This is a genomic window from Ruminococcus sp. OM04-4AA, assembly GCF_003462585.1.
GTDB lineage: Bacteria > Bacillota > Clostridia > Lachnospirales > Lachnospiraceae > Mediterraneibacter > Mediterraneibacter faecis.
On the sequence record NZ_QTZH01000027.1, the window covers coordinates 32847 to 44995 of the forward strand.

At 36.6% G+C, this 12149-nt stretch carries 10 protein-coding genes and 1 pseudogene; 1 reads left to right on the forward strand and 10 read right to left on the reverse strand.

Annotated features, from left to right (window positions below; genetic code table 11):
* Positions 1-125 precede the first annotated feature (125 nt).
* From DXB52_RS09245 to DXB52_RS09255, 3 genes are all read right to left on the reverse strand, one after another.
* Positions 126-965: a sensor histidine kinase gene (locus DXB52_RS09245; RefSeq protein WP_472520063.1), complete on the reverse strand. Its 840-nt coding sequence runs from the start codon at positions 963-965 to the stop codon at positions 126-128.
* Positions 962-1618, reverse strand: a complete 657-nt coding sequence (locus DXB52_RS09250; protein ID WP_118107065.1) for a response regulator transcription factor — start codon at positions 1616-1618, stop codon at positions 962-964. The genes DXB52_RS09245 and DXB52_RS09250 overlap by 4 nt, the downstream gene beginning before the upstream one ends.
* Positions 1619-1857: 239 nt before the next feature.
* On the reverse strand, positions 1858-2619 hold the full coding sequence (locus DXB52_RS09255) for a helix-turn-helix domain-containing protein (RefSeq protein ID WP_117568736.1): 762 nt from the start codon (positions 2617-2619) through the stop codon (positions 1858-1860).
* Positions 2620-2978: 359 nt separating this feature from the next.
* Between DXB52_RS09255 and DXB52_RS09260 the strand changes: the two are divergent.
* A pseudogene (locus DXB52_RS09260) lies at positions 2979-3434 on the forward strand (DUF4143 domain-containing protein); the annotation flags it as partial.
* 476 nt (positions 3435-3910) lie between these two features.
* Here the strand turns inward: DXB52_RS09260 and DXB52_RS09270 are convergent.
* From DXB52_RS09270 to DXB52_RS09300, 7 genes are all read right to left on the reverse strand, one after another.
* A complete protein-coding gene (locus tag DXB52_RS09270) occupies positions 3911-4930 on the reverse strand; it encodes a virulence RhuM family protein (RefSeq protein WP_118107066.1) in 1020 nt (339 codons plus the stop codon).
* Positions 4931-4983: 53 nt separating this feature from the next.
* Entirely contained in the window at positions 4984-8409 is a 3426-nt protein-coding gene (locus DXB52_RS09275) for an AAA domain-containing protein (protein ID WP_118107068.1), read from the reverse strand.
* A gap of 316 nt (positions 8410-8725) precedes the next feature.
* Positions 8726-8845 (reverse strand): RNA methyltransferase, encoded by a 120-nt coding sequence (locus DXB52_RS17085; protein WP_472520064.1) that lies wholly within the window; start codon positions 8843-8845, stop codon positions 8726-8728.
* A gap of 10 nt (positions 8846-8855) precedes the next feature.
* Positions 8856-10622, reverse strand: a complete 1767-nt coding sequence (locus DXB52_RS09285) for a recombinase family protein (protein WP_118107070.1) — start codon at positions 10620-10622, stop codon at positions 8856-8858.
* Positions 10623-10691: 69 nt separating this feature from the next.
* Positions 10692-10841 carry an SHOCT domain-containing protein gene (locus DXB52_RS09290; RefSeq protein WP_117944158.1) on the reverse strand — a complete coding sequence of 50 codons (150 nt, stop codon included), beginning with the start codon at positions 10839-10841 and terminating at the stop codon, positions 10692-10694.
* Between the two features lie 387 nt (positions 10842-11228).
* Complete coding sequence (locus tag DXB52_RS09295) at positions 11229-11480, reverse strand: helix-turn-helix domain-containing protein (protein WP_117944159.1); 252 nt, start codon at positions 11478-11480, stop codon at positions 11229-11231.
* Positions 11452-11904 (reverse strand): sigma factor-like helix-turn-helix DNA-binding protein, encoded by a 453-nt coding sequence (locus tag DXB52_RS09300; RefSeq protein WP_117944160.1) that lies wholly within the window; start codon positions 11902-11904, stop codon positions 11452-11454. Before DXB52_RS09300 ends, DXB52_RS09295 begins: the two co-directional genes overlap by 29 nt.
* Positions 11905-12149 lie beyond the last annotated feature (245 nt).

A 12149-nucleotide genomic window follows, 5' to 3' on the forward strand; every position in this document is an offset into this window, starting at 1 on the left:
ACAGACTTTATCATAACAATGTCTCCATCTGGTTTCTGAAAGATCACAGTTTTGATACTATTCCTTTTTTGATATCGGGAGAAACACAGAAAAGGTAGAACCCTTTTCTCTCTCTGATGTCACTTTTATATACCCTTTTGTGCCTGAATAATCTCTCTTGTAAGGAATAAGCCAATTCCTACTCCTGGCTGGTCTGCCACTGACAGGCTCCGATAAAACCTTCCAAATATCTTTGGTATTTCTTCTTTTTCTATTCCAATGCCATCATCAATGATATCAATCTTTACAAAAAAAGAATACTGCTCAGCTTTTACCTGAACATTTCCCCCACATGCTGTGTATTTAATCGCATTATCTACAATATTTCCGAGTGCCTCCACGGTCCATTTTGGATCACATAGAACATGCAAATCCGTGTCACATAGGCTCAGAGTAATATTCTTCTCCCTTACTTTTACGTTAAACTGCTGCTGTATGGATTCAAGCATCTGTGTAATAGTAGTATCCTCCGAATGTACTGCGATAATTCCACTCTCCATCCGTGATAATTTGACCAATGATTGTATCAGGAAATCTAATTTCTCTGTCTGCTCCAAAATGGTAGCTATCTCCTCCTGATTTTCATGATTCGTTTCAGAGAGTATTTCACCATAAATTTTCAAATTTGAAATAGGCGTCAAAGTCTGATGCGCAATGTCGGAAATAAGTTTCTGTATCACTTCTTTTTGTTCCTGTTGGTTCTTTCTTGCCAGAAAGCTACTGTCTAAATGTTGTTTCATGCTGTTTTCAAGAGCAGAATACTTTTCTTCTGATATTTCTGTCCGTTCCAGTTCTCCATCTATAGCACAATCCAGCATTTGCTGCAGCCGGTTCAAAAGCTTTTTTTCTTTCTGATAAAAAATGCTATGCCAGAAGATTCCACTTAAAACAAATATTCCTACAATCAATATAATTATTTCTATCATCCATTCACCGCCCAGGTATAACCAATTCCATAAACCGTTTTGATATATTTAGGCTTCTGCGTATCATCTTCTAATTTGTCTCTGAGACGTTTAACTGCAACAGTATCGCCCTGCCATACCTCGTCAATCAGGTATTCTCGCTTCACTACTTTTCCTCTGTTTTCGCACAGCACTTTCAAGAGTTTTTGTTCTGTCTTACTCAGTTCAATAAGCTCTCCATTTTTGAAAAATTCCATTTTATCGAAATAGAACTCAAAGCCATCAAGCTCCATAGAATTTTTAGCTGCTGCCTCTTTATTTCTAAGCTGCACAGACACTCTTGCACGCAAAACCATCAAACTAAACGGTTTCGTAATATAATCATTTGCCCCAGCGTCCAATCCTGTTACAATATCTACTTCCATGTTATTTACTGTAAGCAGAATAATCGGCACCTGACTATTTTTCCTTATTTCTCTTACAAAATCAATCCCATTCCCATCCGGCAAGTTCACATCTAATAAAACCAATGTGATATCTTCCTTTTTCAAGATTTCTCTAGCCTCCTGCAAAGTCTGGCACTGATAAAAGAGATAGGAATCATTCTTCAATGCGAGACGTATTCCATCATTTAATTTTTTGTCATCTTCAACAATCAGTAAGTTTTCACTCATATTTTCTCTGCTTTCTTTCAAATTACGCTAATTGTATCATTGCCAGTTTTATAAATCAAATCATTAAATCAAAATCTCTGGCAGAAATTAACTTATAAACAGCAAAAAGCTCCCGAAGGAGCTTTCCACGTTTTAAATGTACACTAATTCTCTTAACACAACCTCTTCTGCATCATTCCATATTTCCCATGAAGAATGTTGTAAATTAGTACTATCCACAACGATAACAGGTAATTTAATTATTCGTATTTTTTCCCGATAATGTAAATCGAAACTACCATACCACCTAATATCATAATTAAGAAAATTTTATTCAAAAGATCCCATAAAGCTATATTGAAACAATTGATTATTATAATACCTGCAAGAGGATATAGAACAACCGTTGCAAGTGTCCATATTTTTAAAGTTGTGCAGATGTATATCCAATTTCCATTGTTAAAAGATAAACCAACTAGATGTATTCTAAAAATTCCTTGTGAAACATAATTTATCTTGTTGGCATCATAATATGTTGGTAATATGTCTTTTGCAAAGAAACAAAACCATGCACCAAATAAAAGCATTCCCCCGGTAACTAGCAATATATCCCTTTTCATCTCAGCTAATGAACTTCCAGATACAACTAACATAATAATTTCTGTAATAGATATAAAAAAACATAACAAATATGCTAATATCCAGTTTTTTCTATGCTGGTGAATAGAATCCCTAACAGCCATATCGAGAGAGCCTACTACCAATTCCTCGATTTCTTTTTTATCAATATTTTTCTGTGTATCTATTTTTTCTCCACGTAACAATTCTGTAACGGTGACATCTAATATATCAGCTATTGGTATGAGTAATACGACATTGGGCATACTAAGACCACGTTCCCATTTGCTAACTGTTTTATCTGATACATATAATTTTTCAGCCAAATCCTTTTGAGTTAAATTCTTTTCCTTTCTTAATTCGGTTACAAATAAACCAAATTTTTCATTACTAATCTGATACATATATCCACCTCCTGCACACATATTATAATGAGAGTGTGCATAAATCAATCGACCAGCAGTAGAATTGCAGAATATTAGCACATAATTCATCAAATAATCTCCCCATCATGAGCTCGACCGTGCTATCCGCTGTGGAAATAATACCGGTGCTTCTGTCTACGATGATAGAGGCATTCTCTTCTTGTAAAATGCAAAAATTGTCAAATTTTAATAGTTTCTGCATTTCAGTGCATAAACTTGAATAAGATTATAACATTCCATGATTTTGAAATAAGAGAAACCAAAAGTGCGTTAGGTGGCACACGCAGGCAAGCATTTGATAAAACCGGCGAACACTATGAACTCCAAGCGCTCACACTGTTCAGGCCTATGTGAATGCGCTACTGGAAGCATACTTCTTCTATGACATCAAGAGATTTAATATTAAAGGAAAGGAATTCTTACGTACTCTTGGAAAGTATTACATTGTTGATATCGGACTTAGAAACTATCTGCTTGGATTCAGGGATCGTGATAGCGGACATGCAATAGAAAATGTTGTTTACTTTGAACTGCTACGTAGAGGCTATGATGTCTCTATTGGTAAAGTGGATAATTCCGAAGTGGATTTTATCGCAACAAAAGTAGATGACAAACTTTATGTTCAGGTCACAGAGACCATGACCAGCAAAGATGTTCGCAAGCGAGAATTACCACCACTCCAGAAAATCAGCGATAACTACGAAAAAATAATTCTATCCTTAAATACCGGAATGGATTCTTCCTATGATGGTATTAAACCCATCAACTTGATTGATTGGTTGATTTCAGAATAAAAAAGAAATTTTTAAGAAAGCATCTCTTCAGAGGTGCTTTTCTTATACCCATTTTTAAAAGGAAGTGATGACCTATGGGATTCTTTCTGAATCTATTGCTGGTCTGCCAGTCCATGTATATCAATACACCGGTACCAGTGGCAAGGAAAAAACTATCAAACATCCGCTGTATCGACTGATTTACAATGAACCAAATCCGGAAAAGCTAACATCTAATCCACAGCCTAAACCCTACCGCAATTTTCCGGCCATCCACTTTTTCTCCAATCAGACCAAAAAATAGATATGTTTCCATATAATAAAACCGAGCTTTCCGCAAGGCTTCTCTGATGATACCAACCTTACAAAAAGCTCGGAAATACGCTACTTTTCAGTACTTGATTTTATTTTCTTGACAGCAAACAGACCGTCTCGACATACTCATCATTGTCCAAACTCGTATTTTTACCAACTTCTAAAAATCTCTTTTATGAAAATTAATTCTTACTGTTTTTCTTTACTGTACTGTGAATATTTTTAATGCTTTCCAAATATTCTTCTTCAACCGGCGATAAGTTCTGCACCTGATATTTCCGATATTCTTCTGTTGCTTTTTCAATTGCCTGTGCATGACTAATCGTTCCGGCTCCTTGCAACACTTTTTCATCTGTAGTTTTCAAAACATTATCAAGGTGTTCCACATAATCTTCCATATGCATGGGATTGTGACGCATAGCTTGAATCTCCGCAAAATCAAAATATCCCGATACAATATTATTTAGGATCTTTAACTCTTCATCATTGAGATATTTTTTGGCAATACTGATATCTTTCAATACAGGAAAATCACCAGAAAAACTTTTTAATCCCATAAAAGGCTGACTGGCGTCCGCACGCTCGTATATAACTTCTGCTGCTGTATGTCCATGTGCTGCATAGTGTAATTTATTTTGTACCATTTTAAAAAATGCAATGGATTCACTACTCTTGGGATCATAATCAACACTTGTTGCATAAAGGTCAAGTACCTGTCGGTACATCACTTTTTCAGATGAGCGAATATCCCGAATACGGTCTAATAACTCTTTCCAATAATTACCCCCACCCAGATTTTTTAGCCGTTCATCATCCATTGTAAAGCCTTTTATCATGTACTCTTTTAATCGTTCAGCAGCCCACCGACGGAAATTTGTAGCAATCTTGGATTTCACTCTATACCCAAGAGAAATAATCATATCAAGATTATAATGAATTGTATTATAGTTTTTTCCATCAGCTGCAGTTGTTCGGAATTTCCGAACAACTGACTCTTCATCCAATTCTTCCTCTTCAAAAATATGCTTGATATGCTCGCTGATATTAGATTTACTTGTCTGATACAACTCACATAATTGTGCCTGTGTAAGCCAAACGGTCTCGTCTTCAAATTTAACGTCAATTTTTGTATATCCATCTTCCGTTTGATATATGATGATTTCACTCCCAATAATATTAGGATTGTCTCTTTGATCCTCCATCTTTTCCCCCTCCCTTTACCGTTCCATTAAATTCCCGATAACCTCTCTCTTAATTAAACATCTATCTTCACCTCTGTAGCAAATAGTTTCTTATTCCCTTCTCTTGGAATAAAAGATATTTTTTTACCCTTTTGAATCACTTCTATTGCACTCTCTGTCTTAGAATAAATACTTTCGGTAATGGAATATTCTTTTCCATCAGCACCAACTACATAGGCATAAAAACTTTCTGTTCCCTTTCCAACATATTTAACCGTTCCTGTAATGCGTCTAAAATCCGCATCAATAATGAGTGTCCGTGTCTCGTCATCCTGCATGCGCAACTCATTCTTGTGTGCATGATCATCCACAAGATACTGATTTTTATATTCTCTGATAATCCGATCTGTATCTGTTGCAACATCACATCCAAGCCCAAGATACAATTTCCTATCACTAATAATATAAAACTCCTCTTTGGCCCTCGTCGCCGCAACATTCATTATGTTCGCTTCGGTTACTGCCCAGCGTGCCGCCCCGCTGCTCTGCCTGTCGGCACCGAGTACAAAAAATACGATTGGAGCCTCTTTCCCCTGAAACGTATGGACAGTTCCGACATTTGTCGGTTTTCCCTGTTCATCATATCGGGTAAAGTGAATTTTCCGTAATTTCTGAGAAAGCTGATATGCCACATTGGAAAACGGTGTAATTACATAAACCACATCTTTTTCTTTTTTATCTAAGATTTTCGGATTTTTATCTATCATCTCCTTGAGCTTATGCAAAAGGAATTCTCCCTGTTCCTCGACATATTTATTGTTCGCCGTTCCACCAACATCAAACCAGTCTGTTTTTCCGTACTTTTCCATTCCCTGCACCATAAATCCGTCATAGGAAATCATGTTCGAAATTGTAAACATCGGATACCGACATCTTCTATGCACCCATAGCGGAATTCCAACCCATGAATCCTCCGCCTTGTCCTGTTTTCGATAAAACCCGTATTGACTTGCCGCATCTGCTAAAATCTGTGCGGATGCAGATGCAGATAAATATTTTTCTGTCACTCCAAAATGCTCCCCCAACATATATAGGGTATTAGAATCCAACGTAAGAACCGGTTTAATCTGCAACGGATCACCGACCACCATTACATGCCTGCTGCGATAGATTGCACCGACAGCCGCCTGTGGCAGCGCCTGTCCTGCTTCATCGATAAAAAGATGCCCCAGTGTCTCAGCTCCAAGATTTTTGCACATACGCGAAAAACTGGCAAACGTAGAACTAATCACCGGAATTGTCATATTAATCCAGTTCCATGCCGCCTCAATCACATGCTTTCGATCCAAATACTTCTCCTGCTGATCCCAGACGATAATGGCCGCCTTTACATTTTTTCTGTTCTCATAAAGAAATTGTTTTCGAATACGTAATGCCATAACAAACAATTTTGACTGTGCGACACGATACGCTTCGTCAAACCACGGGTTTGATATCTGTAAATCTTCATACTCCTGATTCATATTCAGCGGTTCTGTCTTACTGTCGTTTTTTATATTTTCATATTCGCGGACTCTTTTCTCCAAATTTGAAATTTTACCTGTTTCCACCGTCTTCCAACTGTTAAACTCCTGCTTAAGCTTCTCCTGTTTTTCATTACTTTTACTCAGCCTTGTTTGCCGCAAATGAATATTTTCATTAATTTTTTTCTCCTGTTCCCTGCATTCTATATCTTCATCATTTAATTTTACTAACTGATCCGTAATCTCATTTAATCTGCTCCTATATTCCTCTTTCTTTTTCTTTCCCGCAAAGAAGCAAGGACGTTGCTCCTTGTGTACTTGAAGGCACTGGTTCATACTGTCCATATTTTTTCGGACAGCTTCTGCCCTGTTTTGTACCTCTTTCAAACTGAGATGTAACTGTTCCAACTGCTGCCCGCATTCCTGTTTATTTTCTGCAAGCTTCTTAAGTTCTACGCACAATTCATGCTCTTTCTTCTCTAATTTTTCTTGATAGCTGCCACGAACCTGTTCCATCTTTTGAGTATATTCCTGATACATCCGAACGCTATCTGCAAATTCCTGCCTTTTTGTTCGAATCGCTTTTACTTCCTCATAATGACTCAGAAATTGTTTATATATACCTTGATTCGGCAGATAATCTTCTTCCAAATATTTGTGGATATGCTTCATGTTCGTGAGGATATTGCTCATATTATTCGCTTTTCCACCTTCAAGTGAAAATACTCCCCAAAACTTTTCTTCTCCCGGAACAGATTCTTTTACCAGTTCCTCTCTTTTCTTCCCGTTCTCATCTTCCAGCCACTCTACCGACACCTTCGCATTCGATATCTCACAAAAATAGTCCGCTTCTTTCAGTTCATTGATTAGAAAATTGTCAATCTCCTTACTCAACGGAAGTTCGTTCACAATATTTTGAACCGCACCATTATTCGAACTTGCAACCACGATATTATTTTCGATAATATGTTCCGGGATCTCTCCAATCGATGCATGATTAAAATAAATTGTTTTCTCTGTTCCTTTGATAAAATGGTCCGAAAGTTTCGCAATACTATACGCCTGCTGTACCACTAACTGCGCAAATATGTCCTTCAAAAGCGTCGTTTTTCCGGTTCCAGGCGGACCGTTGACACTTCTCATCTGATTGTTGTCAAAGCCGATGGATAAGTTTACCGCAACTTGCTGCATCAGAGAAAGCGCATATGTCGTATTGCTTGGAAACCTTCCCAGGGGATAATTCTTCGGCTGCAGAATTTGTTCAAACAGATGCGGATGAAAATTCACTGAATCTTTTTTGCTGTCAAGGTTCATGCGTTCCTTTTTATTTCCATACAAATAAGCATTCAAATTAACCGTTTCGATTTTTTTTGCTTTTTCCAGATCATCGATGAAAAAAGAATGCAGATTCGTCGCTTCAGTCTCGATATTTCCCAAAATCTTCATCCGGCAATTTATTATATTAACCTCATGTCGCAGGAGTTCCTTTTGCATCGCAGCATTAAACTTCGCCGAATCCCCTGCTGTCTCATCAAAATCCTGAGCAAGCTGATTTTTAAAATCTTTCTCAAATTCCCGAAACTCTTTCTCATAGGGAACTTTTTTGAATTTCCGTATGTAAGCACTTTCTGTAAAGAATGTCATATCCTCCAGAAAATTAAGATTCTTATCGAAATACAGCGCAAAACTGAACTTGTCTCCGAAACGAATATCCTCATCCGTCGCTTCCAAACCATACTCTGCATGAAGTATGTCCACAACTTCCTGAAATTTAAAAATATCAAAATAGACAACGACTCCTCCTTTTTGCCGTCGATTCCATTTCTTTTTCTCAATTTTATGCAGAAACAGAGAATAGAAATCCTGTTCCTGCAAATCATTCAGAGTGAGAATAGCCTTATCATTCAAACCGATGTCTCCCTCCGATAAATGTTCCACCATTATCCATGATTCTAAAATCTTATTTTTTTCTATCATTTATGAACAAAACTCCTTCGTATCTGTTTGAACTCTCTATCTATCTTCCGATACGTATTCACGTTTCTTCAAATGTAAAATTATGTCCCACTAACCAAAACTAACAAAGGGACTTAAAGAACCAAGTCAAAGAAAAAGGATTCTCCTATTTCTACGATATCGTCATATCATCCGAAAATGTTCCAGTGCCTCCCTTATAGCCGCTTCTTTCCCTGGCGGACACTTCGGCTGTCTAGAGTTTTCCAATTTTGACAGGTTATAATTTGCCCTCTCAATAATGCCGCATTTCTGCTTCACCTGTGCGATATACAAGTTGCTAACTTTCAATCCGCTTTGCTTTAGAAACATAATCCTTGACTTCCTCATAGGTCGCTTTACTCTCCGCCGCCATCAAATCAAGCTCATCCATCTCTAATTCCACATTGATATGCTTCAACTTATTTGATTTAAATTTGGAAAGCAACACGATACTTTCCACATGTGTTGTCACTAGCATAGGAACACACATTCTTTACCTCGTCTGCGATATGGGAACACATTTCTTTCGCTGTTTCTACTGCTTTTGATTTCTTCCCAAATCGTTCTTTTGCGTTTCCAATTTCATTTTTGAATCCTGTTTTATATATGAAAATAATTTTATAGGGATCTTTCTCTCCATTTTCATCGTAACCACCGACAATAACTTTTTCGATGGTACTTTCAAATATTCCTCTGTCAAATTCTTCTAAAACTTGATTTTTTGACAATGCCTTCTTAAAATCTGCAAGTCTTCTTTGTAAGCTTCCCTCATTGTCATATTGCTGTTCCAACATACTCAGCTGTGATTTTGCTTCAGACAATTTCTTTTCATATCCCATATCTGTTTCCTCATAAATGTCTTTAGCTACAACACCTTCTAAATAATTTTCCAGCAACTTTTTTCTCTTATATTGAATATTATAAACGCTTCTATTAAGCTTTTCAATTTTATCTTCTATCGAATCTTCCAATAAAGTTTTCTCAACTCTCTTAATAAATTCCTCCAACACGTCTTTATGATCCATACATAACATGCGGTAAGATTCAATAAAAGCATCCTCTATAACCTGCTCTGGAATTCCTTTACTGTCTGGGCAAAACCTTTTACCATGCTTCGTTGATTCCACGCATTGCCAAATAGTTTTTGTATATTTTGAGCTGCTATGCCACCTTCGCCTTGATAAATTCGCACCACAAAATCCACACTCCAACATACAGCTAAATGCATACTGTCTACTGAATTTTTCTCTTTTCCCAGGAACAACTCCCTTTTTACGTCCTCCATTACGACGTTCTCGTATTTCCTGGGCTCTTGCAAAAGTTTCCTCTGATATAATTGCTTCATGATGGTTCTTTATATAAAACCTATCTTCTTCACCAAGATTTTCCAACCTTCTCTTTGATATTGGATCTACTGTAAAAGTCTTTCCTAATAAAATATCTCCTTTATATTTTTCATTATTAATAATTCCCATCACACTGGAAGAGGTCCATGGATTTCCCCTAATGGTTGGTATTCCCTGTTCGTTTAATTCCCTTGCAATCATCGTACTTCCAGCTCCTGCAACATATCTATCAAATATGTATCGAACCGTTTCCGCACCTTCTTCATTAACAGAAAGCGATTTAGTCACCACATCATAATCATAACCTAAGCATCCCTGAAATCCAACGAGTTCTCCTCGTTTCATTTTCATCTTTAAGCCTTTTTTTACATATGCAGATGTATTTTCCACCTCTTGCTGTGCAACAGAACTTAAAATAGTCAGTAAAAATTCGCCATCCTTTAAGGTATTAATTTTTTCAACCTCAAAATATACTGCTATATTCCTTTCTCTTAGCATTCTTACATATTTTAATGTGTCTAAAGTATTTCTTGCAAATCGTGGAATACTCTTTGCAATTACCATATCAATATTTCCTGAAAGGCATTCCTGAATCAGTAACTGAAATTCTTCACGTTTATCTGTTTTCGTTCCTGTGATAGCTTTATCTGCAAAGACTCCGGCAAATACCCACTGTTTATTACTTTTAATCAAATCAGTATAATACCTGACCATTGAATTATAGCTTTTAATCTGATCTTCATCATCAGTACTAACACGACAATATGCGGCAACTCTTAATCTGTCAATCCTTCTTCCATTAGAAATATCTTCACCAGAACTATTCGCTTTAATGATTTCAACTTCCATTTCACCGATCCTTTCTTATGTATTCCTATCGTAGTGTTGATATTATTCTACAACGCAACTCTGTGCTAGTCAAGCAGTAATATTGGAAATTACACCATAATCTTTTTTTAGTTTTTTCTCTATTAAGCGATATTCATTTTCATTGATAAGTTTTAATGTTCTAAGTTGCTTTAGCATGGATAGCTGCATACTATATCTTAATAATTTTGTACTGTTCATTTTCCCTCCCTTATTTATTTTATAGATAATCCTGCAGGTAGCTGTCGGGTAACAGCTTCATTGGTATTTCACCATCTTTTCAGACCGGGCAGCCTTCCCGGAAGTATCATTATCAGAAACAGTCTCTTCGCAGCAAAAATCCCACTTTCTGATCACAGTCCAATATTTATCGCTCGTGCCTTTACTTCAATATCCCTTTGATATTTCTTCGTTTACAACATTTCCTCTTTGCGTCACGATGTCGCAAAGTAATAATGCAGACAGTCCTGGCGTATCCGCTGTATAGCTTCTCTGTTTCATATGTCCTGCAGGATAAATATTAAATTGTCAAGGTACAAGCAACGCTAAATATTCTTATCAGCAGAAAGGGATGCTCTTATACATTATTTAGCGAACCATTTTAAATCCCAGAATTGTTTTTATCAGTTTTGTTTCCAAGCGTCTGCGAAGCGTTTCATCCACACAATAATGAATACTTCCATATTCGTCATACATTTTTCTAATTGATAATTTTGCAATGTATCCCTCATAATGTTTCAATACTTTATTTATCGCCTGGATATCACCTTCCAATGCTCTTTCAATCACGCAAAGCGGTATCAATTTTTTATTACTTACACTTTTTTCTTCTGTTTTCATTTACATTTTCCTCCAGCATAGCCTTTAGTATTTCAAGTGATCGTGTTCGATGCTCATGTACCGTACTTCTGACAAGATTCAATTTTCTTGCTATATCAGCATCATTCATTTCCATAAAATACGACAAAAGAATAACATCCCGTTTTCTTTCCGTCAGTGCTTTCAATGCTTCTGCCAAAAGAGCATCTTTTACCACCACATCATAACCGCCTGCACGAAAATAGCTTTTTTCCAATGCATACTCATTGATTATAGAAAAATTCTCTATTTCCCGTTCCGATAATTCTGAAAACAAAACTTCATGTTTTCTAAGATATGCCAAATGTCTTTCATAATCCACCACTTCGCCTTTCAATGCTAATTTACATTTTCGATCAAATTGATGCCTGACTGTTTTTTCATCATAGGAAGAAGATTGCTCCATAGAGTTCACCTCCTTCCCGACCACAAGATATGAGCAAAGGTCTTTTTCCCTTTCCCCCTTATCCCGATTGAGAACTTCTCATTGTTCGGGTTTAAAAGAAAAACTCTATAAAAAGTTTTCGTAATATATAAAAAACGTCCTTACGGATTGAAACCCATTGGACGTTTTTATATAAATAATCTAATATTCAAAAAGTAATCTTCTCCCTTCTTTCTATGTAATAAAAAAAGCGGAAATAATAATTT